Source organism: Telluria sp. LT2P80 (assembly GCF_059685955.1).
The window spans coordinates 193,513-219,168 of record NZ_JCASIO010000002.1; the positions used below are offsets into that span (position 1 = coordinate 193,513).

General features: G+C 64.4%; 18 protein-coding genes. 10 read left to right on the forward strand and 8 right to left on the reverse strand.

What is annotated here, in order from left to right:
- The first annotated feature begins 77 nt into the window (after positions 1-77).
- Complete coding sequence (locus tag AC56LW_RS07235) at positions 78-887, forward strand: DUF6624 domain-containing protein (RefSeq protein ID WP_499633158.1); 810 nt, start codon at positions 78-80, stop codon at positions 885-887.
- Between the two features lie 50 nt (positions 888-937).
- On the opposite strand, the gene AC56LW_RS07240 is transcribed toward AC56LW_RS07235, so the two are convergent.
- From AC56LW_RS07240 to uraH, 8 genes are all read right to left on the reverse strand, one after another.
- Positions 938-1,981: a S41 family peptidase gene (locus AC56LW_RS07240; protein WP_499633160.1), complete on the reverse strand. Its 1,044-nt coding sequence runs from the start codon at positions 1,979-1,981 to the stop codon at positions 938-940.
- A gap of 200 nt (positions 1,982-2,181) precedes the next feature.
- Positions 2,182-3,414, reverse strand: coding sequence for a type II secretion system F family protein (locus AC56LW_RS07245; protein ID WP_183557297.1), 1,233 nt, complete (start codon positions 3,412-3,414; stop codon positions 2,182-2,184).
- Between the two features lie 20 nt (positions 3,415-3,434).
- Complete coding sequence (pilB, locus tag AC56LW_RS07250) at positions 3,435-5,159, reverse strand: type IV-A pilus assembly ATPase PilB (protein ID WP_499633162.1); 1,725 nt, start codon at positions 5,157-5,159, stop codon at positions 3,435-3,437.
- Between the two features lie 300 nt (positions 5,160-5,459).
- Positions 5,460-7,028 (reverse strand): methyl-accepting chemotaxis protein, encoded by a 1,569-nt coding sequence (locus tag AC56LW_RS07255; RefSeq protein ID WP_499633164.1) that lies wholly within the window; start codon positions 7,026-7,028, stop codon positions 5,460-5,462.
- 66 nt (positions 7,029-7,094) lie between these two features.
- Positions 7,095-7,496, reverse strand: coding sequence for a hypothetical protein (locus AC56LW_RS07260; protein ID WP_332533615.1), 402 nt, complete (start codon positions 7,494-7,496; stop codon positions 7,095-7,097).
- A 9-nt stretch (positions 7,497-7,505) separates the two neighbouring features.
- The gene (locus AC56LW_RS07265) at positions 7,506-8,732 is read right to left on the reverse strand and encodes a porin (RefSeq protein WP_332533614.1); all 1,227 of its coding nucleotides are present in this window, start codon (positions 8,730-8,732) and stop codon (positions 7,506-7,508) included.
- Between the two features lie 225 nt (positions 8,733-8,957).
- A complete protein-coding gene (locus AC56LW_RS07270; RefSeq protein WP_499633167.1) occupies positions 8,958-10,721 on the reverse strand; it encodes a DUF4153 domain-containing protein in 1,764 nt (587 codons plus the stop codon).
- Position 10,722: 1 nt separating this feature from the next.
- Positions 10,723-11,076, reverse strand: coding sequence for a hydroxyisourate hydrolase (gene uraH, locus AC56LW_RS07275; protein WP_332533612.1), 354 nt, complete (start codon positions 11,074-11,076; stop codon positions 10,723-10,725).
- Positions 11,077-11,239: 163 nt separating this feature from the next.
- Here uraH and AC56LW_RS07280 point away from each other — a divergent pair, with 163 nt between their 5' ends.
- The 9 genes from AC56LW_RS07280 (at position 11,240) to AC56LW_RS07320 (ending at position 25,578) form a co-directional block, all read left to right on the forward strand.
- A complete protein-coding gene (locus AC56LW_RS07280) occupies positions 11,240-11,632 on the forward strand; it encodes a response regulator (RefSeq protein ID WP_499633169.1) in 393 nt (130 codons plus the stop codon).
- On the forward strand, positions 11,632-12,804 hold the full coding sequence (locus AC56LW_RS07285) for a hypothetical protein (protein ID WP_499633171.1): 1,173 nt from the start codon (positions 11,632-11,634) through the stop codon (positions 12,802-12,804). Before AC56LW_RS07280 ends, AC56LW_RS07285 begins: the two co-directional genes overlap by 1 nt.
- 85 nt (positions 12,805-12,889) lie before the next feature.
- Positions 12,890-13,837 (forward strand): allantoinase PuuE, encoded by a 948-nt coding sequence (gene puuE, locus AC56LW_RS07290; protein ID WP_499633173.1) that lies wholly within the window; start codon positions 12,890-12,892, stop codon positions 13,835-13,837.
- Between the two features lie 119 nt (positions 13,838-13,956).
- On the forward strand, positions 13,957-15,426 hold the full coding sequence (gene xdhA / locus AC56LW_RS07295; RefSeq protein ID WP_499633175.1) for a xanthine dehydrogenase small subunit: 1,470 nt from the start codon (positions 13,957-13,959) through the stop codon (positions 15,424-15,426).
- 10 nt (positions 15,427-15,436) lie between these two features.
- Positions 15,437-17,770: a xanthine dehydrogenase molybdopterin binding subunit gene (gene xdhB / locus AC56LW_RS07300; protein ID WP_499633177.1), complete on the forward strand. Its 2,334-nt coding sequence runs from the start codon at positions 15,437-15,439 to the stop codon at positions 17,768-17,770.
- 2 nt (positions 17,771-17,772) lie between these two features.
- Positions 17,773-18,765 (forward strand): xanthine dehydrogenase accessory protein XdhC, encoded by a 993-nt coding sequence (gene xdhC / locus AC56LW_RS07305; protein ID WP_499633671.1) that lies wholly within the window; start codon positions 17,773-17,775, stop codon positions 18,763-18,765.
- On the forward strand, positions 18,765-20,069 hold the full coding sequence (gene guaD, locus AC56LW_RS07310) for a guanine deaminase (protein WP_499633179.1): 1,305 nt from the start codon (positions 18,765-18,767) through the stop codon (positions 20,067-20,069). Before xdhC ends, guaD begins: the two co-directional genes overlap by 1 nt.
- A gap of 84 nt (positions 20,070-20,153) precedes the next feature.
- Positions 20,154-21,647, forward strand: a complete 1,494-nt coding sequence (locus AC56LW_RS07315) for an adenosine deaminase (protein WP_499633181.1) — start codon at positions 20,154-20,156, stop codon at positions 21,645-21,647.
- A gap of 511 nt (positions 21,648-22,158) precedes the next feature.
- Positions 22,159-25,578, forward strand: a complete 3,420-nt coding sequence (locus AC56LW_RS07320) for a TonB-dependent receptor (RefSeq protein ID WP_332533604.1) — start codon at positions 22,159-22,161, stop codon at positions 25,576-25,578.
- Positions 25,579-25,656: the final 78 nt, after the last annotated feature.

A 25,656-nucleotide genomic window follows, 5' to 3' on the forward strand; every position in this document is an offset into this window, starting at 1 on the left:
CTACTATGGCGGAGAGATTCAGTGAGATTAGTTGCCATTGTGATTTGGTAGACTCGGCTGGAAAAGGAGTCGAATGAATGAAAAGTTTTACCTGCTGTACGGCGCTGCTAATCCTTCTCTGCCTTCCTGACCCTGGTTTCGCTGCTGAGACAACCAAGCCTCGTCGCACCATTATCTCGTTGCTCGCCGACGGCAAGGAGATCGCTGGCTTGGTTCTGCTGCCTGGCCAGGGGCAGCGCCAGATCAACGTCGATGCGATCAAGCAGGATTGGACGGCTGAGGGTTTCCATGCCAGTGGTCACGTGCAGCTGACCATGATTATGGAGAATGCTACCCCGATCACTTTATATGGCGACGATCTCATCCTACGTTCGGAGGAGCTTGACGCTGAAGAGGCGCACGCGCTGGAGGACTTGAGGGCGATGGGAGCGTCGGACCAGTCGATTCGCGCCGACCCGGCGCACTTGGACAAGGACGCCTGGGCGCGCCAAGAAGCAATCGACAAGGCCAACATGAACCGCCTGGCATCCATCATAAAGCGCTATGGTTGGCCAGGCATGCGCTTCGCCGGCGCTGCCTATGCGAAGAATGCTTTCATGGTCCTGCAGCACGCTGACTCAGCGAGCCAGCGTACTTACCTGCCATTGTTGCGCAAGGCAGTCTCGCGCGGTGAGATGCCGGCATCCGATCTCGCGATGCTGGAAGACCGTGTGCTAAAGAGTGATGGTAAAGCACAGTTGTACGGTACTCAGTATGAGTCGGTCGCGCCTCTTAAGCTCTACCTGGTTGCGGACCCTGCCCGGCTGGACGAGCGCCGCCGTACCATGGGTTTGCCGCCAATGGAGACCCAACTACAGCAGATGCAGCAGATGTACGAATCGAATTAAGACGGACCGGCACTGCGCACTGCACTGCCTACGGCTTTGTTCGATAGCTGTTATTTGTGCTCGGTGGGACGGCAACTTGCGGAGTTTGCCGCTACCCAATCAGCAGCGCTGGCAACCCGATCAACTGAACTCTCCCCCGGGTGAATCTGGCGCATCGGTTCGATCCCTCCACGAATCACCGGCCCGTCTCCAATCGCATACCGGGATTGCGTCAACACCAGGGTCGAGCCATCCGGCAAAGGATAGGTCGCATTGGCAGTCGTCATCCCTGATGAGGTGCTGCCGAAGGTCTGCACTCTGGCCTCGCCCAGCAGAGCAATCAACAACATTTCCCCCGCACTCGACGTGCGTTTGTCGGTAATGACCGCCAGCGGTCCCTGGTCGAAGCGGCTTAACGGATTGGCACGGCCTTCACCCGTCCTCTGGCGCATGTCTTCCAGGCCGGCACGATTCATCAGCGCCGTGCGCTTGCCGTCCCGGTCGACCCACATCGCGTTGTTGGCACCGCTGAACAATGGCGACATTGCCACCAGGGGCGGCCAGGCATTCCCACCAGTCTGCTCGCTCAGGTCGACCACCAGGGCGCAGGCGTCGGCGATGTCGGGCGTTGTCTCCGCCTCGTCATGAAAGCGTGTCAGGTAGGGGCCAAGTGCCGTCATGGTGCTATTGACGACAGGCGGCGGTGTCCAGCGCAGTACTTTGCCTTTGCTTGTTTGCAGCACCTGGAAAGTCGCTGGTGGAAGATCGGTTGACGTTGATTGCGTGCGCAGTGTGGTCAACTCATGGCGTGCAGGGATCAGGAAACTATGCCCGTTCGTGTCGAGGGTCGCCAGAAGACCGGTGATGCGTGTGTACAGCTCTGTTCGCTCGATGTCCGACGGCTGATCTTCGAGTATGGCCAGCAGTGCCATCCTGGCCCGGTCGTATTCCGCCTGCTGGCGTGGGTACAGGCCACGGCTTTCGACAAGCGCGACCGTCTTGCCGGCGACTTCACGTGCCAACGAAACAGATATGGTTTGGGCAGGCGCTTCAGCACCGACGGCGGGCGTGAAAAACATGGCGGCCAGGACTGCGATGCCAAATGCTCGATGCATATGAGATCCGCTTCCAGATGAGGGGAGGATCAAAAGTTTGGCACACTCAAAGCGGTGAAGATGCGCACATTTTCACAAGCAAGGAAAGGCAGACGGACTCAGGCTGTAGCTTTACCCGGGACAGAGGTAGAGCGGCTGCGGCCTAGTTGAGATCCACGCCGCGTTTACCGCGAAGTTATCCAAAAACCTGCAGACCTCGCTTACACCACCGAACCCAGCTTGAAGATCGGCAAATACATCGCCACCACCAGTCCGCCGATCAGCACGCCGAGAATCACCATGATCAACGGCTCCATCAACGACGACAGCGCCGCGACAGCCTCGTCGACCTCTTCCTCGAAGAAGTCCGCGACCTTGCCCAGCATGGCGTCGAGCGAACCGGATTCTTCGCCGATCTGCACCATCTGGATCACCAGGTTCGGGAACACGTCGACATTCTGCATCGACGCTGTCAGGCTGGTGCCGGTGCTGACCTCGTTCTGGATCTTGCGCGTCGCCTCCAGGTAGACGGCATTGCCCGATGCGCCGCCGACCGAGTCGAGCGCTTCCACCAGCGGCACGCCGGCGGCGAACATGGTGGCCAGCGTGCGCGTCCAGCGCGCGATGGTGGCCTTGCGGATCACGGGGCCGAAGATGGGCAGGCGCAGCAGCAGGCGGTCCATCGCCTGCTGCATCTTCAGCGAGCGGCGCCAGGCCTGGAAGAAGAAGTAGCCGGTGGCGAACATCGAGCCGAAGATCAGGTACCACCAGGTGACGAAGAAGTCCGAGATCGCCATCACCACCAGCGTTGGCGTGGGCAGGTCGGCGCCAAAGCTTTCGAACACCTGCTTGAAGGCCGGCACCACCCAGATCATGATCACGGCGGTGACGATGAAGGCGATGGCCAGGATGGCGATCGGGTAGGTCAGCGCCGATTTGATCTTGCCCTTGAGCGCGAGCGTTTTCTCTTTGTAGATCGCCAGGCGCGTGAGCAGGTCTTCCAGGATACCGGCCTGTTCGCCGGCCCCGACCAGATTGCAGAACAGCGGATCAAAGTACAGCGGAAACTTGCGGAACGCGCGGTTCAGGCTCGTGCCGGTCTCGACGTCGTTGCGCAGATCCTGGATCAGCTTGGCCATCGACGGGTTGCCGTGGCCCTTGCCGACGATGTCGAACGATTGCAGCAGCGGTACGCCGGCCTTCATCATCGTCGCGAGCTGGCGCGTGAACATGGTCAGGTCCTTGTCGGTGATCTTCTTGCCGCTGCGGTAGACCTTCTTCTTGACCTTGGTGACCATGATGCCCTGGCGGCGCAGCGTCACGTTGACGATCGCTTCGCCGCCGGCGCGCACTTCGCCGCGCACGGTCCGTCCGGTCTTGTCCTTGCCTTCCCACGCGTACACGTTCTCCTTGACCTGTGCGCCGCGGCTCTTGGGGGATAGGGAAGTTGCCATGGGGGTTCCTGTTCAGGGTCTTATTCGTTGGTGCAGCCGAGGACTTCTTCGACGCTGGTCAGGCCTTGCTTGACTTTCATCAGGCCCGAGCGGCGCAGCGAGTTCACGCCTTCCTTCTCGGCCTGGGCCGCGATTTCCATCGCGTTGCCGTTGGCCAGGATCAGTGCTTCGATCGCGGGCGAGATCGGCATGATCTGGTAGATGCCGACCCGGCCCTTGTAGCCCGAGCCCAGGCAGCGGTCGCAGCCGACCGGGCCGTAAGGCTGCCACGAGTCGTCGATGTCGGTCTCACGGTAGCCGGCGGCAAGCAGCGCTTCGTGGCTCGTCGCCAGCGGTTGCTTGCAGGTGCACAGGCGGCGCGCGAGGCGCTGGGCCGTGATCAGGATGACGGACGAGGCGATGTTGAACGGCGCCACGCCCATGTTCATCAGGCGCGTCAGTGTCGACGGCGCATCGTTCGTGTGCAGCGTCGAAAACACCATGTGGCCCGTCTGCGCAGCCTTGATCGCAATGTCGGCTGTTTCCAGGTCGCGGATCTCGCCGACCATGATGATGTCGGGATCCTGGCGCAGGAAGGACTTCAAAGCAACGGGGAAAGTCAGGCCGGCTTTTTCGTTGACGTTGACCTGGTTCACGCCGGGCAGGTTGATCTCGGCCGGGTCTTCTGCGGTCGAGATATTGATGCCCGGCTTGTTGAGCAGGTTCAGGCAGCTGTACAACGAAACGGTCTTGCCGGAGCCGGTCGGACCGGTCACGAGCACCATGCCGTAGGGGCGGGCGATGGCGTCGAGCAGCAGCGCCTTCTGGTCGGGATCGTAGCCGAGCGCGTCGATGCCCATCTGGGCCTGGGTCGCGTCCAGGATACGCATGACGGTCTTTTCACCGAACAGCGTGGGCAGCGTACTGACACGAAAATCGATCGTGCGCGTGGCCGACATGATCAGGCGCATGCGGCCGTCCTGCGGCACGCGCTTTTCGGCGATGTCCAGGCGCGCCAGCACCTTGATGCGCGAGACCAGCTTTTCGCGGATCGCCAGTGGCGGCGAGGCGTGGTCGCGCAGCACGCCGTCCACGCGCAGGCGAATGCGGTAAAACTTTTCGAAGGGCTCGAAGTGGATGTCCGATGCGCCCATCGTCACCGCGTCGATCAGGATCTTGTTCAGGAAGCGCACGATCGGCGCGTCCTCGACATCATTGGCCGCCTCGGGCGGCGCGGCTTCCTTGTCGTCGTCGGCGAACTCGATCGCCGCTTCTTCGCCGGCCAGGTCGCTCAGGTCCTGCTCGGCGCCCTTGGCGATGGCTGCCAGCAGCGCCAGCAGGGCGTCGTGCGGCACGATCACCGGTTCGACCGTGGCCTCGCTCTGAAACTTGATCTGGTCCAGCGCTTGGCTGTTGGTGGGGTCGGACAGCGCGACCGACAGCTTGTTGCCGCGCTTGGCCAGCGCGATCACGCGCTGGGCCTGCATCAGCTTGGCGTCGATGGCGCTGGCGGGCAGCACGCCCACCGAAAAGGCCGACAGGTCGAGCAGCGGATAGCCGAACGTCTCGGCGCAAAAGGCGGCCAGCGTACGCGCCTCGATCACGCCACTGGCCAATAGCGCATCGATGAACGCGATCTTTTCCTGCGCGGCCTTCTTGTGCAGCATGTCCGCCTGCACGGCGCTCAGGCGGTTGGCCTGGACGAGCGCGCGCGCAAGGCCCGACAACGGTGTGCCGGTGGTCGGATGAGGGAGGACTGCTGCCATATGAGCCGGGTGTGGGTACCTCAGGAAAGTGACCAGGACGCCAGAGTCACCGGCGGATCAAGGGATGATGCCTATGGGCACTAATTTTGTAAAGGATTTGGTGTGACGTGCAGCAAGACGGGCATGTGGACAATCTGGCATGGATGCCGGATCGTCCACATGGCGCTGCGCGCATTGGCCGCGCTACAGAGTGAGCCGCCTTGGCGGCGATGAAACACTCTTGGTAAAGCCATTACGGTTGTGGTCGCCTTGCAAAGCTGGGTTTTCGCAACACTTCAGCCCGTCAATACTGCATGCGTTCTAGTGTGCGAGCGCCAGGCGCTTGGCGGCGGCCGAGCCCGTCACGCCAGGCGCATGCGCGAGCTTGAACACGGCCAGCGCATCGGTCAGGTGGCCGGTCTGACCTGTCAGCGATTCGGCCGCAGCTGCCGCTTCCTCGACCAGCGCCGCATTTTGCTGGGTCATCGCGTCGATGCTGCCGATGGCCAGGCCAATGTCTTCGATGCCCGCGTTCTGGCGTGTACCGGCGTCGCGGATTTCGAGCATGATGGTTTGCACTTTACCCACGGCCTCGACGATCTGCGCCATCGTCACGCCGGCCTGGTCCACCAGCGCGCTACCGGCGCCGACCTTGGCGACCGAGTCGCCGATCAATTCCTTGATCTCCTTGGCAGCTGATGCCGAGCGATGCGCCAGCGTGCGCACTTCGCTGGCCACCACGGCAAAGCCGCGGCCCTGCTCGCCTGCGCGGGCTGCTTCGACGGCCGCGTTCAGGGCCAGGATATTGGTCTGGAACGCGATGCCGTCAATGGTGGCGATGATGTCGACGATCTTTTTCGACGAGGCGCTGATGTCGCCCATTGTCGTCACCACGCCGCCGACGACGTCGCCGCCGCGTGAGGCGATCTCGTTGGCCGTGACCACCAGCGCACTGGCTTCGCTGGCGTTGGCGGCGTTCTGGCGCACTTCGCCCGTCAGCTCTGCCATCGCGCGCGTGGTGCGATCGACATTGGATGCCTGCGATTCGGTGCGGCTGGCCAGGTCGGCATTGCCGCTGGCGATCTCGCTGCTGGCACTGGCGATGGCGTCGGCCGACGCCTTGATGTCGCCCACCAGCGTCGACAGGCGCGTGCGCATCTCTTTCAGCGCGGCCAGCAGGCTGCTGTTGTCGCCCGCGTCGGTGTGGATCTCCATCGACAGGTCGCCGGCGGCCACCGCCTGCGCGATCGTGCGCGCGTAGGCCGGCTCGCCGCCCAGCTGCTGCCAGATCGTGCGAACCATGAACCACGAAATCGCCACCAGCACCGCGATCACGATCAGGGCCGACAGCACCATCGCGATCACGGTCTGGCGCACGCTGTTCTGGCTGGCCTCGATGCCGGCGGCGAACTGGCGCTGGGCCAGGTCGGCCGTCTTGGCCAGGTCGGCATTGAGCGCAGCCAGCGCTTTCTGCATGGCGCCGACGGTGGCTTGCGGGTCGCCTTGCTCCAGTTCGAGCATGATGCGGGCCGACGACAGTGCCGGCGTGTAGTACGCGTTGAATTCGGTGTTCAAACGTGCGCTCGTGGCTTGCTGGCCGGGGATCTTGGCGAGCTCGCCCAGTGCGGTGCGCACCTTGGCGGCCTGGTTATTGGCCTGGTCGACGAGCGCCTTGTCATTCTCGGTGACGGCATCGGTCAGCATGACGGTGACGGCCCCGATGTCGAGCGACAGGACCTTGACCGCGTCCATCAGCGGATAGTCCACCGACTCGGTGGTGGTGATCGACTTCAGGGCGCCGTTTGCGATGGTCGCGCTGATGCCGGCCCCCAGGCCGAAGATGATGGCGGAAATGATGGGCAATGCCCAGATCCTGCGCTTGATGCTCATGCTTGTCTCCAGATACAACGCCCGCCACGCGGCGCAGAGCCGGTGGCGGGCGTGGTTAGTACTTGCTTATGGGGTGAGGACGACCTTGACGCTGGCATCGACGGCGCTCTTGTCGATGTAGCCGATGGCCTTCGGGTTGGCGGCGACGGCGGCCTTGACGGCGGCGTGGTCGGCGACTTCCTTCGGCATCGTGGCCTTGCCGGTAAACACCAGCTTGGACCACAGGGCCTTGGCCTGGGCCGCGTCCTTGTCCGCGACCTTCTTGTAGAACTCGGCGCGCACCGGGGCGCTGTCGGGCTGGTCGATCGGCGTCATCGACGTCGATTTACCCAAAAAGAACTGGGCGACCTGGTCTTTGGTCAGCGCGCTCTCGGCGGCCTTCGGATTGACGACGACGACGACTTCGGCGAGGGCCGGCAGTGCAGTGAAAGCGGTGCTCAGGCAGGCGGCGATGAGGAATTTTTTCATGGGCGCTCCTTAGAACACGAAGTCGAGCGCGACGGCGCCGACGGTCACAGGACCGGAGAAGCCCGGCTTGACATTGATGAACAGGCCGTTGCCGGTTGGCTTGATGCGGTCGATCTGCACCTTCAGTGCGGCCGACTTGTAGAAGTCCCAGCGCACGCCGATCGTGTCGGTGGTTTGCTCGCCCTGGCCAACGCCCGAGACGGCAATGCGGCTCACGCCGGCGCGCAGCGCCTGCAGGGTCGGGGTGCAGGCGGCCGGGAAGCCGGCCGGGCAGGCGGTCGGCACGGTGTTGTTGATGGTGCTGTCGATCTTCAGTTCCGAGCGCGTGTAGTACGGCAGGAACTTGCCGATGCGGTAGCCGCCCATCACGTACCACGACGTCGTGTCGTTGATGTAGGTCTCGGTCTTGCGCTTGGCAAATTCGCTTTGCAGCACGAAGTTGTTCCAGTCGGCGGTCAGGCCGATCGAATTGAACGTGCCCTTGTCGCCCTTGGCTTCCACTTCGCTTGCCAGCGCGGTCAGCTGGGGCAGGCGGTAGCCGGCGCCAGCGGCGCGCAGCGAGCCGACCAGCGTATTGAGCGATGGCAGGTCGTCCAGCGTGACCTTGGTGCGGGCGTGGCCCACGCGCAGCGTGAACGGGCCATTCTCGGCCACCAGGTTCAGCGCCAGGATGTCCTTGCCGCGCACGTGGAAGCTCGTCACCGGCGCCTTGGTGCTGCCGGCTGCGAACTGCGTGGTCAGGCTGGTGTTGCCGAACTCGTGGCGCCAGGTGATGTCGGCGCCGTCGACGCTGTTGAACGGCACTTGCGAATACACTTCCGACGGTGGGCGCAGCATGGTGTTGGCATACCCGACGTTGCGGTAGTCCGAGATCATGAAGATCGGCAGACCGACGCGGCCCACGCGCACGCTCAGTTCATCTGAGATGCGGAATTTGGCGAAGGCCCAGCTCAATTCAGCGCCATAGCCTTCTTCGGCATCCTTGCGCACCAGACCCTGGGCGGTCAGCGACAGCCAGTCGTTGACGGTGTAGTCGGCTTGCAGGCCGAGGTTCGAGTCGATGCCGGTGCGGAAATCACCCGCGCTGCCACTGGCTTGATTCGGGCGGGCAAATTCGGCGCGGTCGTCATCCGCATAGGTGGCGGCAGCGGTGCCGAAACCGCTGATTTTGACGGCGTTCTCCTGTGCTTGTGCGACCGACGCGCACAGAGGCAGCGCCAGCAGACTGGCGATCATTGTTTTTTTCATAATATGGATGTGCGGTAACGTAAGCTGCTGGAAACGACGGCGCTGACAAGGGCAGCAGGCAGGAGCGCCGGTACATACTGGAATTTATTCTATCCAGACGGCAATATTCACAGCAACAGTTTTATGACATCCCGAGAGTATTGGAGATATTTCCGGTTGGAATGTGGCCTGACTGACACACAAGGTGGTCAGAACACATTCCTTTATTGCAAGTTAATCGACAGGCTTGACGGATGGCGCAGTGCAATCCAGATGACCGGGATCGTTTTGCAGGGGGATGCGGCGGCCATCGATCTCCAGATCCGCCAGCACCGGCGGCGCAGCGCGCAAGCGGCCAGCACGCATGGCGTTGAACAGCGGCGTGCAATCGCCAAGCATGACGGGCAGGCCGGCAGCCAGTCCCCACGCGCCGCGTGCGTCCTGCTGCAAGACGGCGCCGCCATCTGCATCGCCATTGCCATCAGCGTCGACCACCACGACCTCGGGCCGGGCGTCGCCGCCCAGATCGAGCACGAATGCGTCGCACACCGCGTTCTGACTGCGCATGCATTGCGGCAGGCGCGCCCATTGGGGCGTGCGGCGCCAGTCGGTCTGCGCGAAGCCGGCCGGCAACGTGGCGCCCGTCGGCCATACGCGCAGTTGCTCGGCCGGGTTCATGACGCCGGTGTCCTGGGCAGGCTGGCGCAGGCGCGCCAGTTCGGTCCGCAGCCAGGCAGCATCCGGGCCGGTCGTGCTGCCCTGCAGGCGGGCCAGTGCAGCGCGGCCGTAGCGCGCGCCGTGCTGCCAAAGATAGGCCACGTCCAGTTGCCGTAACGTGATCTGGCCGGCATCCAGGCGCGCCAGTTGGCTTGCCACGGCAATGCGGCCCGGATCGCCGGGCGGCGAGAGCAGCAGCGCCAGCACGCCGAGCACCGCGAAGGCAGCGGCGATGTTCACGCCGGCCAGCGTGGGCAGCCAGCCGCGCCGCAGGGCCGCTGCCGCATAGCCGCCGGCATAGCAGGCCGCCACCAGCAGGCAGGCGGCGGCGATCACACGGTCAAGCGACCAGCCATGATCGAGCACGCGCAGCGCGAGGGCGTAGGCGGCGAGCAGCGTCAGCGGCACCAGCAGCAGGCTCGCCACGCGCGCCGAGACGGCGATGACGCGCGCCGGGCGCTCGCTGCCATCCTGCCAGGCCGCATTGATCAGCACCACGAAACTGGCCGCCGCCGACAGCAGCATCCCGGCGGCGCTGCGCGTGGCCCACAGCGGCTCGAGCCCGGTAAACGGCAGGCTGGCCAGGAAGCCGCCCACCAGCAGCGTGAGCACCGGCAAGGTCCAGGACAGCAGCACGTGCACCAGATTGCGGATGCCGCGCACGATGGCCGGCTTGACGTCGGTCAGGTGCAGTGCGCAGGCGAAGGCGAACGCGGTGACGGGAATGGAGAACCAGGCCTTGCGCATGGCCTGGCTCAGGAAGTCGAGCCGGATCAGGTCGAACAGTGATGCGCCCAGTTGCAGCACGAGCCAGGTCGCGCCGACGAACAGGGCGCTGAAGGCGAGCTGCAGGCCGAAAGTCCAGGCCACGTCAAAGTACGTGGCATATGCTGCGATGCGCCGGCGCTCGCGCGCGCCGGCAAGCACCAGCGCATGGGCGATGAAGCAGCCGGTCGCCAGGCACACCGTCAAGGGGCCGGATGGGGTCGGGCGCAGCACGTCGACGCCGCCCAGCCGGCGCCAGATGTCATGCACCGCCAGCAGCGCGATCGCGCTGGCCGCGCTGGCGCCCCAGCCTGCCAGCGTCCGGCGCGGCAGATGCCCGAGGCCGGTGATCAGGATCACCGGCAGCAGCACGCCGAGCATCACCAGTGGCGCGAACAGCAGGGGAACCGTCGCGGGCCAAAGCGTATCCTGCAGCGCCGTGTAGAGCAGGTACAGCAGCACGCCCTGGGCCAGGCCGATGCCGATGCGGGCGGGGCCGAGCTGGTGCGGCGCCAAGCTAACTGCCCCGGTAGGTCGAGTACGACCAGGGCGTCATCACCAGCGGCACGTGGTAATTCTGGTCCGTGGCCGCGATGCCGAAGCCCAGCGTGATGCGGTCCAGAAAGCGCGGGGTGGACAAGGCCACGCCGCGCGCCGCGTAATAATCCCCGGCATGAAACACCAGCTCGTACTGGCCGGGCTGCATCGTTGCTGCCTCGAGTAGTGGCATGGTGCAGCGGCCATCGTCGTTCGTCACATCGGCCTTGAGCAGCGTGCGGCCTGCCGCGTCGATTGCGTACAGTTCGACGGTGATGCCGGCGCCGGGGCAGCCGTGCGCGGTGTCGAGTACGTGGGTGGTGAGTTTGCCCATGCGTGTCCTCCCTTTCTAGTGATAGCTCATCATAACGCGCACGAAGTCGGTGACGAAACCTGTAGTTCCACCAAGGCGCGCCGGCCGCCTGCACAGCGCAGCAATACCGCGTGCCGGCATGAATGCTGGAGTTGATGCCTGGCAAGCCGGTGTATCATGAGGAATGACAGGTAAATGGCACGTATTAATCGTAGACGACGAGCTGGATTTGCTCGAGAGCGTCGCATGGCTGCTCGAAACTGAAGGCTTCCGGGTGTCAACGCACGACGACCCGCGGCAAGCCGTGGCCGCCATCTGTGACGGGTTGAGCCCGGATCTGGTCATGCTCGACTATCGCATGCCTTGGTTGAACGGCTCGCAGACGCTCAGGCAGATGCGGGAATGCGGGTTGACGGCGCCTGCAGTACTGGTGTCGGCCATGGCGAGCCTGGCCGCTGAATCGGCCGCCGCCGGCTTTAATGAGGCGTTGCCCAAGCCATTCGAGTTCGACCAGATGGTCCGCCTGATGCGAAGCCTGCTGCCAGGCGGGCGCGCGCCGAGTGCAGGAATGGCCTGATGCATTTTCTGTCCAACGTCAGGCATCCCGATGTCGAGCAGGTGCGCGCCGTGTGGGAACGCTACGTGCAGCACCAGGAGCTGGCGCCGGACACGCTGCGGCCGTACGTGCTCAGGGCGTGGGACCGCGCACGCGCCAGTGGGTGCAATCCTCGCCTCGGCCGCGCCGATCTGCTGGGGGAGCACGACACACAGCAGCTGCTCGCAGAGCGTCATGAGCTCATCACGGCAACAGCGCCGTTTCTCGGGGCCTTGTCCAGAGCGGCAGGTGAGAGCCGGCACGCGGCGATGCTGGCGGACACCGACGGCCGGCTGCTGTGCGTGGCTGGCGACGCTGAAACCATGGCCGATGAAAACTTCCCGCGGCCGGGCTCCCTGCTCGATGAGGCGCATGCCGGCGCCAACGGCGTTGGCACCGCCATCGCCGAGAACGGCTATGTGGAGCTGGTCGGCCCCGAACATTTCATCGAGGGCTTTCATGCCTTCACGTGCCAGGGTGTACCGATCACCGGGCCGCAAGGGCCGATGGGCGTGCTGAGCATGTCGGTGCGGACGCTGGCCACGGCCGATCGCGTGCGTGACATCCTGTTCTGCGCCACCGAAGCGGTGGAATGCGATTTGCTGGCCAAGTGGCTCTACGGCATGAGCGGCCAGCAGATGGCGCACACGCTGGAACGCCTGCGGCAAGACATGCTGCAACGCCTGACGAGCGCCCGCCTGCGCATGGAGGTCGCGGCGCGCCGGATCGCCGCCGGCGCCGACGTCACCACCATGGTGCAGACCTCCAAGGCGATGAGCGCGCAGTTTGCCCGTCAGGCGTGTACCTGGCGTGTGCTGGCGCTCGAGCGCACTGGCCCGGCCCAGCCCGAGCCCTTGGCGCTTGCAGACATCGTGCAGGACCTGCTGGATCTGCTGGCCACCGAAGCGCGGGTGGTCGGCGTGCAGTTCGAGTGGGGCGCCGCCGACCGTGTGACGGTACTGGACGATCACCAGGCGCTGACGCGCCGCCTGCTCGGTGGCTTCCTGTCGGCCCTGCAGAAGGCAGCGCCTGGCTCGACGCTGGTCGTCGAGGTCGGGGCGGTTGCGGGGCTCGGGCGCACTGCGCTCAAGGAACGCTTCATCGACGGCCGGGTGCGCCCGGGACCGGTGGTTGAATCGTTGCGAATGACGTAAACAACGACGCACCGGCCATTCACACTGGACTGCTGCACGCATGGCATGGCACGATGTGAGTGGACCAACTCCCTCTGGAATGCGCATGCCGACCTCCTACCCGCGCGACCTGGCCGGCTACGGCCGCACGCCGCCTCATCCGCAGTGGCCGGGCAGGGCGCGCATTGCGCTGCAGTTCGTGCTCAACTACGAAGAAGGCGCCGAGAACAACGTGCTGCATGGCGATGCGGCGTCCGAAACGTTCCTGTCCGAGATCGTCGGCGCCAGTGCCTTCCCCGCGCGCCACATGAGCATGGAGTCGCTCTACGAATACGGCTCGCGCGCCGGCCTGTGGCGCCTGTTGCGCCTGTTCGAGGACCGCAAGCTGCCGCTGACCGTGTTCGGCGTGGCGCAGGCCCTGGCGCGCCATCCCGACGCGGTGGCCGCGTTCCAGGAACTGGGCCATGAGATCGCCTGCCACGGGCTGCGCTGGATCTCGTACCAGAACGTCGACGAAGCGACCGAGCGCGCACACCTGCACGAAGCCGTCGCGATTTTCCGCGACCTGACGGGGGCGGCGCCGCAGGGCTGGTACACGGGGCGCGATTCGCCCAACACGCGCCGCCTCGTGGTCGAGCATGGTGGCTTTGCCTACGACGCCGACCATTACGGCGACGACCTGCCGTTCTGGCAGCAGGTTGACGCGGCTGGCCCGGATGGGGCGGTGCGCCGCACGCCGCACCTGGTGGTGCCGTACACGCTCGACACCAACGACATGCGCTTCGCCTCGGCCGGCGGCTTCAATTCGGGCACGCAGTTCTTCGATTACCTGAAGGACGCGTTCGACGTGCTGTACGCCGAGGGCGACCCGGATGGCCTGAATCAGCCCAAGATGCTGTCGGTCGGCCTGCATTGCCGCCTGGCGGGGCGCCCGGGCCGCACGGCGGCGCTGGCACGCTTTCTCGATTACGTGGGCCGGCACGACAAGGTCTGGGTCACGCGGCGCATCGATATCGCCAATCATTGGAAAATGGTGCATCCTTGCCCCATGTGATGGCGTTGCATTATATGTTTCATGATATGAGCTATATCATCCATTGATTATGGGTTGGTGGACCGTGAATGGTAGCCTTCCGCCTTTGGCGTCCAGTAATCCACTCACCAAAGACAGGCATGTCAGAACCGATCCGATTCCTCTACCAGGGCCAGGTGCGCGAACTGCGCGACGTGAAGCCCACGCAAACCATCCTGCAGCATCTGCGGGAGGACTTGCGCTGCACCGGCACCAAGGAAGGTTGCGCCGAAGGCGACTGCGGCGCCTGCACCGTCGTGATCGGTTCGCTGGAAGAGGGCGAACTGGCGCTGCGCGCGGTGAACGCCTGCATCCAGTTCACGCCGACGCTCGACGGCAAGGCGCTGTTCACGGTCGAAGACCTGGCGCAGCCCGACGGCGCGCCCCATCCCGTGCAGCAGGCGCTGGTCGAATGCCACGGCTCGCAATGCGGCTTTTGCACGCCGGGATTCGCGATGTCGCTGTTTGGCATGTACCTGAAGCAGGAAGGGCGCACGCCATCGCGCTGCCAGATCAACGATGCGTTGTCCGGCAACCTGTGCCGCTGCACCGGCTACCGCCCGATCATCGACGCCGCGCGCCGCATGGTCGAACTGCCGCCCGTCGCCTTCGACCGCGCTGCACTGGCCGAGCGCCTGCGCGCGCTGCAGCGCAGTCACGGCTTCACCTACGCCGCGCATGGCCAGCACTTCCATGTGCCGCGCACCGTGGCCGAACTGGCGGCGCTGCGCGCTGACCATCCGGCCGCCGTGCTGCTGGCCGGTTCGACCGACGTCGGGCTGTGGGTGACCAAGCACCTGCGCGAACTGGGCGACGTGATCTATCTTGGCCAGGTCGCCGAGCTCAAGACAATGCGCGAACAAGACGGCATGCTGGAGATCGGCGCCGGCGTCTCGCTACAGGACGCCTACGAGGCACTGGCTGCGCGCTACCCAGCTGAATTGACGGAACTCTGGCAGCGCTTTGCGTCGCTGCCGATCCGCCACGCCGGCACGCTGGGCGGCAACGTGGCCAACGGCTCGCCGATCGGCGACTCGATGCCGTGGATGATTGCGCTGGGCAGCCAGGTGGTTCTGACCAGCAGCGCCGGGACGCGCGTGCTGGCGCTGGACGACTTTTACCTGGGCTACCAGAAGAAGGATCTGCAGCCCGGTGAATTCGTCCAGGCCGTGCGTGTGCCACTGCCGCAATCGCGGCCGGGCCTGCGCTTTCGCACCTACAAACTGGCCAAGCGTTTCGACCAGGACATCTCGGCCGTGTGCGCGGCGTTTGCCATCGTGCTCGACGGTGAGACGATCGTCGACGCCCGCATCGCGTTTGGCGGCATGGCCGCAACGCCACAGCGCGCCGCGCAGGCCGAAGCCACGCTGGTGGGCCAGCCGTGGAGCGAAGACGTCTTGAGCGCTGCAATGGCGGCGCTGGGTCGCGACTATGCGCCGCTCACTGACGCGAGGGCTTCCAGCAGCTACCGGATGCGCACCGCGCAGAACCTGCTGCGCCGCTTCTGGCTCGAGACGCGCCTGCACGACCCGCTGCCCGCGCAGGCAGTCAATGCTTTTGCCAGCGCCTGAGGAGACGACCATGAACGACGGCGGCATCAAGAACCTGGACGTCTGGGCCGAAGTGGGCCGCGCGCGCAAGCACGAGTCGAGCGAACTGCACGTGCGCGGGGGCGCGACCTTCACCGACGATATCGCCGAGCTGGCCGGCACGCTGCATGCGGCGCTGGGCCTCTCCGCCCGCGCGCATGCGCACATCACCGCCATCGACCTGGCGCCGGTCCGTGCCAGCGCCGGCGTGGTCGCCGTGCTGACCGTGGCCGACATCCCGGGCCTGAACGATTGCGGTCCGATCATCCACGACGACCCGATCCTGGCCGATGGCCTCGTGCAGTACGTGGGCCAGCCGATCTTCATCGTCGTTGCCGACAGCCACGACAACGCACGCCGTGCAGCGCGCCTGGCGCAGGTGACGTACGAAGACCTGCCGGCGATCCTGACGCCGCAGGCAGCGCGCGCTGCGCAATCGTATGTGCTCCCGCCCATGCGCCTGACACGCGGCGATGCCGAAGCAGCGTTCGCGCGCGCGCCGCACACCGTCAAGGGTCAGCTGTACGTTGGCGGGCAGGAGCAGTTCTATCTCGAAGGCCAGATCGCCTATGCGATTCCCGGCGAAGACCGCGGCATGCACGTGTACTCGTCGACCCAGCACCCGAGCGAGATGCAGCACGTGATCGCCCATGCGCTCGGCCTGCACTCGCACCACGTGACGGTCGAGTGCCGCCGCATGGGCGGGGGCTTTGGCGGCAAGGAATCGCAGTCGGCACTGTGGGCCGCCGCGGCCGCCATCGCTGCCGTGCGTACGGGCCGCCCCGTCAAGCTGCGCGCCGACCGCGACGACGACATGCTCGTCACCGGCAAGCGCCACTGCTTCCATTACGACTACGAAGTCGGCTACGACGACGCGGGCCGCATCCTAGCCGCGCGGGTCGACATGGTCACGCGCGCCGGGTACTCGGCCGATCTGTCGGGTCCCGTCGCCACGCGCGCTGTCTGCCACTTCGACAATGCCTATTACCTGTCCGATGTCGACATCCGCGCCGCCTGCGGCAAGACCAACACGCAATCGAACACCGCGTTTCGGGGCTTCGGCGGTCCGCAGGGCGCCATTGCCATCGAATACGTGCTGGATGAGATCGCGCGCAACCTTGGGCGCGATGCGCTCGATATCCGGCGCCTGAATTTCTACGGCACGCAGGATCGCAACGTGACGCCGTACGGCCAGACCATCGTCGACAACGTCATTCCCGAACTGGTGGCCGAGCTGGAAGCGGGCAGCGATTACCGCGCGCGCCGGGTGGCCGTGGACGACTACAACCGCACCAGCCCCGTGCTCAAGAAGGGCCTGGCGCTGACGCCGCTCAAGTTCGGCATCGCCTTCAACGTCACGCACCTGAACCAGGCCGGCGCGCTGGTGCACGTCTATGTGGACGGCTCCATCCTCGTCAACCACGGCGGTACCGAGATGGGGCAGGGCATCAACACGAAGGTGATGCAGGTCGTGGCGCACGAGCTGGGCGTGGAGCTGGGACGCGTGCGCGCCACGGCGACCAACACCAGCAAGGTCTCGAACACGTCGGCCACCGCCGCCTCGACCGGCGCAGACCTGAACGGCAAGGCCGCGCAGGATGCGGCCGGCAAGATCCGCGCGCGCCTGGCGCAATTCGCGGCGCAGCAGTACGGGGGCGCGGCCAGCGAGGTGCGCTTCGCCGCCGGCACCGTGTTCGTCGCCGGCCTGGCGCTGCCGTTCGAGGAACTCGTCGCCAAAGCTTACCTGGCGCGCGTGCAGTTGTGGTCCGATGGCTTCTATGCCACACCCGGCCTGCACTGGGACCCGAAGACGATGACGGGCCGACCGTTCTCGTACTTCGCGTACGGCGCGGCGGTGTCCGAAGTGGTGGTCGACACGCTCACCGGCGAATGGAAGCTACTGCGTGTCGACGCGCTGTACGATGCTGGCCGCTCGCTCAATCCGGCGATCGACATCGGCCAGGTCGAAGGCGCGTTCATCCAGGGCATGGGATGGCTGACCACCGAGGAACTGTGGTGGAACCCTGCCGGCAAGCTGATGACGCATGCGCCGTCGACCTATAAAATTCCGGCGGTCTCGGACTGCCCGGAGGATTTCCGCATCGCGTTGTTCGACAACGCCAACGTCGAAGACAGCATCCACCGCTCCAAGGCCGTGGGCGAGCCGCCGCTGCTGTTGCCGTTCTCGGTGTTCTTTGCACTGCGCGACGCCATCTCGAGCGTGGGCGGGCACCGGGTCAATCCACCACTGAATGCCCCTGCGACGAGCGAAGCCATTCTGGATGCGGTCGCGTTCGTCGAAGCCGCCGCCGGGGCGCGCGCTTGACGATGGACTGGTTGCGCGCTCAAGGCGATGTGCCGTCCGTGCTGGTCACGGTGGCCGCCGTGAAGGGCTCGGCGCCGCGTGAGCCGGGCGCGAAGATGCTGGTGCGCACACACGATTTTGACGACACCATCGGCGGCGGCCATCTCGAACACCGCGCGCTGGAGATTGCGCGCACGATGCTGCAGCTTGGCGAAGCGCGTCGCTTCGAGCGCTTTGCGCTCGGCCCGAGCCTGGGCCAGTGCTGCGGCGGCGTCGCCTGGCTGGCGTTCGAACGCGTCGATGCCGCGCAGGTCGAGATTCTTCGCGCACGCCCCAACGTCGACACCTGGCGCCTCGTCGCCCTCGACGGCGCGTTCGAGTGGGCCTTGTTCGACGATGCAGCGCTGCTCGCGGGCACGCCGGCCGCACCGGCATTTGAACGCGTACCCGAGGCCCGGGTGCTGGAAGGCGAGGGCGGTCGCCGCTGGCTGCTCGACCCGGTCCTGGCGCCGCGCGCGCACCTGATGCTGTTCGGCGCCGGCCACGTCGGCGCCGCCATCGTGCGCGCGCTGGCCGAGTTGCCATGCCGCGTGACGTGGGTCGACGAACGCGACGCCATGTTCCCGGCCTCCATTCCCCCGAACGTGACGATCGAGGCGACCGATACGCCCGAGGCGCTGGTAGAACACGCCGCGCCCGGCACGAGCTTTCTCGTCATGACCCACAGCCACGCGCTCGACCTGCGCCTGTGCCATGCAATCCTGGCGCGCCCCGCGCATCCGGCCACGCCCGACTGGTTCGGCCTGATTGGATCAGGCACCAAGCGCAGCCAGTTCGAAGCGCGCCTGCGCGAGCGCGGCATCGACGATGCGCGCCTGGCCAATATGGTCTGCCCGATCGGCCTGCCCGGGATTGCCGGCAAGGCCCCGGCCGTGATCGCAGCGTCGAGTGTGGCGCAATTGCTGGCCGTGTGGGAAGCTGCACATCACCCCGAACCTCAACCGGAATTCCTGTAATGCCCACTGCATCACCCAATGTGCAGGCCTATCGCGCCAGCCTGCTGCACTTTCGCGCCGATCCGGCGTTCGACGACGGCGCCGCGCTGTTGTACGAAGACGGCCTGCTGATCGTCGAGGATGGCCGCATCCAGGCCGCTGGCGACTACGCCGCGCTCGCGCCCACGCTGCCTGCGGGCCTCGAACCCGTCGACTACCGCGGCAAGCTGATCGTCCCCGGCTTCATCGACACGCACCTGCATTATCCGCAGACCGACATGATTGCCTCGCCGGCCCCGGGCCTGCTGCCGTGGCTCGAGACCTATACGTTCCCGACCGAGCGCCGCTACGAAGATCATGCAGATGGGCGCTCGACGGCCGACTTCTTCCTCGACGAACTGCTGCGCTGCGGGACCACCACGGCAATGGTCTACTGCACCGTGCACCCGCAATCGGTCGACGCGTTCTTTGCCGCAAGCGAAGCGCGCAACCTGCGCATGGTGGCCGGCAAGGTGCTCATGGACCGCAACTGCCCGGACTTTTTACGCGACCTCGAAGGCGAATTGGGCGAGAGCGAAGCGCTGATCAAGCGCTGGCACAAGCGCGGCCGCGCGCTGTATGCGATCACGCCGCGCTTTGCGCCGACGTCGACCGAGGCCCAGCTGCGCCTGACGGGCGAGCTGGCGGCGGCGTATCCGGACACCTTCATCCAGACCCATGTGGCCGAGAACCTCGACGAGTGCACCTGGGTGGGCGAGCTGTTCCCGCAGGCGCGCAGTTATCTCGACGTGTACGACAGCTATGGCCTGATGCGCCCGCGCGCGATGTTTGGCCACTGCATCTGGCTCGACGACGAGGACATGGCGCGCATGGCGGCCACCGGCTCGGCCGCCGCCGTGTGCCCCACGTCGAATCTGTTCCTGGGTAGTGGCCTGTTCGATTTCGAGCGCGCCGACAAGGCCGGCATGCTGCTGTCGCTGGGTACGGACGTGGGCGCCGGCACGTCGTTCTCGCTGCTGCAGACGATGAACGAGGCGTACAAGGTCGCGCGCATGAAGGGCAGCTACCTGACGGCGCTGCGCATGTTTTACCTGGCCACGCTGGGCGCCGCGCGCGCGATGGGGCTGGACGACACGATCGGCAGTTTCGCGCCCGGCCTCGAAGCGGACTTCGTGGTGCTGGACCGCGAGGCGACGCCGCTGATGGCGCGCCGCACGAGTCACAGCCACTCGCTCGAAGAGTTGCTGTTCGCGCTGGCGTTGCTGGGGGATGACCGCACGGTGGCCGCGACGTATTCGTATGGTCGCCTCGTCCACGAAAGGTAGGGTTGGCAATATTGCCAACCCCGCACGAAGGCGTTAGAGTTGGGCGCTTGTCATTTATCCGCCATCCATCCTGAAAGTCTCACCATGCACAAGTATTTGCCCGGCAGTGCGCTGCTGGCGCTGGCCGTCGTCGCTTCGCCCGTCCTGGCCCGGGCGCCATCGGTCACCGCCAACGAAGCGGCCACCGCGCGCCACTACGCCAGCCTGATCGAGGGCAGCACGCCGCGCCTGTCCGAGCTGACGATGTTCTTCACGCAGATGCCCAAGGGTGGCGATTTGCACCACCATTATTCGGGCGCGATCTATGCCGAGACCTATGTCGATTTCGTCGACAAGCAGGGCTTCTGCATCGACAAGAACACCTACCGCATCGAGACCGACAAGGCGACCATCGCCGCGCAGCGCGCCAAACCGGCGGCCGAACGCACCTGCCTGTCGGGCGCACAGGTCAATGCCGACGAAAACACCTGGCGCGAGCTGGTCAAGCGCTGGTCGAACAAGGATTTCAGCAACCACGTCGCGATCCAGCCGGCGCCGGACCGCCTGTTCTTCGGCACCTTCGGCTACTTCGGCCCGGTGGCCAATGACAACCTGCGCGAAGGCCTGCAAGAGATCAAGGCGCGCGCCATCGCCGAAAATGTCGGCTACATCGAAACGATGTTCCTGCTCTCGCCATTCGTGGCCAACGCCGCCTTCGACACCAGCACCCGCGCCAGCGTGAACGACGACGCGGCGCTGGGCGCCCAGTTGCGCGCCGAGCTGGCGGCGCTGGACGCGAACACCGCCTACAACACGTCGATCGACAGCTTCGTCGCGCAGATCAACGCGGCCTCGGAAGGCATCGACGACGAGCGCTTCACGATGCGCTACCAGAACTACACGCTGCGCCTCCTGGCGCCGTCGCAGGTGTTCTCGGCGATGGTGTCGAGCTTCAAGGCTGCCGCCAAGGGCGGGCGCATCGTCGGCGTGAACATCGTCGGCCAGGAAAGCCTGCACGTGTCGATGCGCGACTACCTGCTGCACATGAAGATGTTCCGCTTCCTCAAGACCGTGTACCCGGACGTCAAGGTGGCGATGCATGCGGGCGAGCTGGCGCTGGGCGAAGTACCGCCGGAAGGCCTGAAGTTCCACATCGACAGTGCCCTGGGCATTGCCGGCGCCGACCGCATCGGCCATGGCCTGGACCTGGCGCATGAAGCCAACGCACCGGCCATCATCAAGACCATGCGCGAGAAGGATATTCCGGTCGAGATCAACCTGACCTCGAACGCATTCATCAGCGGCGTGACCGGCGCGGATCATCCGATCCACCTATACCGCAAGTATGGCGTGCCGTACGTGATTTCGACCGACGACGCTGGCGTGACCCGCCACACGCTGTCGCACGAGTACGTGCAATTTGCCAGCCAGTTCAAGCCTTCTTACGCGGAAATCAAGAAGGCGTCGTACAACAGCATCCGCTACGCCTTCCTGCCCGTTGCAGAAAAACAACGCTTAACGAAACAGCTCGATGGGCGCTACGCCCGATTCGAGGCGCAAGTCGCTGCCATGGCGCCTGAGGCAGCACGCGCGAAATAAAGTGTGTCATCCCCGATCCGGCGCTCGCCGGATCGCCTGCCTGTCATAAACGACCTTCGACTTTTCGGCACTTAGTTAATTCAGAAGTAAGGTTTGTCGTCTTCTCGCTACACAATTCTGTGTTGCACCGCTGGTTCTACTGATTTTTTGCCGAAAAAATTTCACCGTGGAATGCCACGCATATAATTCCGCCATGTCATAAAGCGCGCCAAATGACACGATTTCTGTCGCGTAAGGACAACGCCGACGGGATGATTTATACGAGAAAGCTCTGAATAGCCAAGCCAAATTGAATTTGTCGGGCTGAAAACGCTGATGCATATTGGCGCAATTCTGCTGTAAATCAAACCACACATCGTGTCATTTTGTTGAAACATTGTACCGATACAATCGCAGCCGCTTGCCGGCTGAATCACTGGCGCAGCACGACGAATACAACAAGCAGTAAAGCAGGGGAGGACGTCCGTCGGGCGTCCAACAAACAACTTTGAAGTTCTTTTTGGGGTAATCAATGATCACTCAGCAGCAGATCCGGCTCACCAAGTTGGCGCTGGCTTTGTCAGTTGCGTTGGCGGCGTCGCCGTCGTTCGCACAGAACACCACTTCGGCCGTCGGTGGCCGTATCTCGAACGTCTCGGGTCAGCCGGCTGCCGGCGCGCAAGTGCAGATCCTGCACACCGAGTCGGGTTCTGTCAGCAATGTCGTAACCGACGCTGAAGGCCGCTACGTTGCACGTGGCCTGCGCGTGGGTGGTCCTTACACCATCACTATCACCAAAGACGGCATTACCCAAACCCGCAACAACGTCTTCCTCGATCTGGCGCAGACCGCCGAAGTCGACGCCACCCTGGGCGTGCAGACCGTGACCATCGCCGGTACCGCATCGCGTTCGGAAGTCTTCACGAGCAACAACATGGGTGCGGGCACTGCCATCAGCAACACCCAGCTCCAGACCCAGGCATCGATCCAGCGTAACCTGCAAGACTATGCGCGTGCCGACCCGCGTGTGTCGCAGACCGACAAGGACCGTGGCGAAATCTCGGTCGCCGGCCAGAACTCGCGCTACAACTCGACCACCATCGACGGCGTTGCGATCAACGACACGTTCGGCCTGGAAGCCAATGGCAGCCCGACCGCGCGTCAGCCGATCTCGATCGAAGCGATCCAGTCGGTGCAGGTCAACGTCGCCAACTACGACGTCACCCAGAAGGGCTACACCGGCGCGAACATCAACGCCGTGACCAAGTCGGGTACCAACACCTACAAGGGTGGCGTGTACTACGTGTACCGCAACGACAATCTGTCGGGCGACCGTTACAACCCGATTACCGACGTCTACACCGACGCGCCGAAATCGAAGGAAACCACCAAGGGTGTCTGGGCATCGGGTCCGCTGATTCAGGACAAGCTGTTCATCTACGCTCTGGCCGAAAACTTTGAAAGCTCGCGTTCGAGCCCTGAGTTCGGCGCCATCGGCAGCGGCGCCGGCACCACCGTCGGCATCAGCCAGTCGGCCATCTCGGAAGCCCAGCGCATCGCCCAGCAGACCTACGGTGTCGACATCGGCAGCACTGCCGTGCCAACCGGCTCGATGCTGACCTCGAAAGAGCGCCTGGTGAAGTTCGACTGGAACATCACCGACGAACACCGCGCCAACCTGCGTTACGCCAAGACCGAACAGGGCGAGCCGTTCTACCCGGGCTTCTCGGCCACCGGTGTCGGCCTGTCGTCGAGCTTCTACAACCAGGGCAAGTCGATCGAGACCACCGTCGCCCAGTTGTTCTCGGACTGGACCCCGAACTTCTCGACCGAGCTCAAGTTCTCGAACCGCGATTACGATTCGGTCCCGGTCAACGCGACCCGCACGCCATCGATGGCCCTGCAGTTCAGCGGCGCGCTGCCGGCTGACGCACCAAGCGGCCTGTCGACCGCCAACCGTAACATCAACTTCGGTACCGAGTTCAGCCGTCACAACAACGTGCTGCGCAACAAGACCAAGGACCTGTACGCCGGCGCCAACTGGATCGTGGGCGACCATGAAATGAAGTTCGGTGCCGACTACACCAAGAACGATGTCTACAACGCGTTCCTGCAGGGTATCAACGGCTCGTACACCTACGCCTGCCTGGATTCGGCAGACGCGAACTTCTACAGCTTCGGCGCACTGCCAAGCTGCGCACGCGCAACCAATGCACAAGTGCAGCAAGCCGTGCTGGAGAACTTCCAGAAGGGTCGCCCACTGAGCTACAGCCAGCAGCGCGCGCTGCCAGGCGCGTCGCTGAACGATGCGGTTGCCGAGTTCAGCACCAAGAACACCGGCCTGTTCCTGCAAGACACCTGGACCGTCAACGACCAGCTGACCCTGACCTACGGCGTGCGCTACGACCGTAACGATGTCGGCGGCCGTCCATTGGCCAATATTGCTGCTGCCCAGCCACTGGTGGCCGGCAACCCAGCCACCGGCGTGCGCCAGTCCGGCGGCTTCGGTCTGGACAACACCCGCACCATCGATGGTACCGACCTGATCCAGCCACGCTTCGGCTTTAACTACCGCTTCGACAAGTCGCCACGTCCGACCCAGATCCGCGGCGGCTTCGGCCTGTTCCAGGGCGCGGCAGCCACGGTGTGGATGTCGAACCCGTTCTCGGGCACCGGCGTGGCCACCGCCACGATCAGCTGCTCGGGCACCGGCGCAACCCGCTGCCCGACCACCGGCGGCCTGACCAGCTTCAATCCTGACGCCCAGCCTGCCATTGCCGGCGCGATTCCGGCCGCGGACGTCAACTTCCTGGATCCAAGCTTCCGTCAGCCATCGATCTGGAAAACCAACCTGGCGTTCGACACCGAACTGCCATGGTACGGTCTGGTCTTCGGCGCCGAAGCGCTGTACACCAAGAACAAGAACGGCATCTACTACGAACACCTGAACCTGGGCGCAGCAACGCGCAACGGTTCGGATGGCCGTCCGCTGTTCTGGAATGCAGCCGGCCTGAGCACGGCGTGCTACGGCGTGTCGAACAACACGGCGAACATCATCACCAGCTGCGGCGCTGTCAACCGTTCGCTGAACAACCGCAGCTTCAACAACGTGCTGGTGGCGCGTGATACCGACAAGGGCGACGCGAAAGTGCTGACCATGTCGCTGTCGCAGCCGATGACCAAGGGCTTTGGCTGGTCGGTGGCGTACACCTACACCGATGCGACCGAAGTCTCGCCGCTGACGTCGTCGGTGGCCAACTCGAACTTCAACGGCCGTTCGTCGTTCAACCCGAACGAAGAAGTCGCCGCGACCTCGAGCTACGCCATCAAGAACCGCGTCAATGCGCTGATGAACTTCCAGAAGAAATTCTTCGAAGGCTACAACACGCGTCTGGGCGTCTTCTACGAAGGTCGTGAAGGCCGTCCGTACAGCTGGACGTTCAACAACGACATGAACGGTGACAATCTGGCCGGTAACGACCTGATGTACATCCCGACCGCCTTCGGTTCGAACGAAGTCGCGTTTGCAGGTGACACCGCAACGAACCGCGCCAACGAGCAGCGCTTCTGGGACGTCGTCAATGCGAACAAGGGCCTGAGCAAGGCTGCCGGTGGTGTCGTGAGCCGTAACAACTCGACCGCTGAATGGGTCAACACCTTCGACGTGCGCATCAGCCAGGAAATCCCGGGCATCTTCGCACGCAACAAGGCGACCTTCTCGCTCGACTTCATGAACTTCGGCAACCTGCTGAACAAGAAATGGGGCCGTACCGAAGAGATCAGCTTCCAGGGCTCCGGTGGTCAGGCACGCAGCTTCGTCGATGTCGCCGGTATCGATGCACAAGGTCGTTATGTCTACGTCGTGCGTAACGATGTCGAGCGTCAGGACCTGAAGCAAGCCAAGGGCGAGTCGCAGTGGGCAATCCAGGCAACCCTGCGTTACGAATTCTAAGCAGCGTCAATTCGTAGCATGAGGTAGTCAAAACGGCCGGTGGAAACACCGGCCGTTTTTTCATCAAAAAAGTCATGA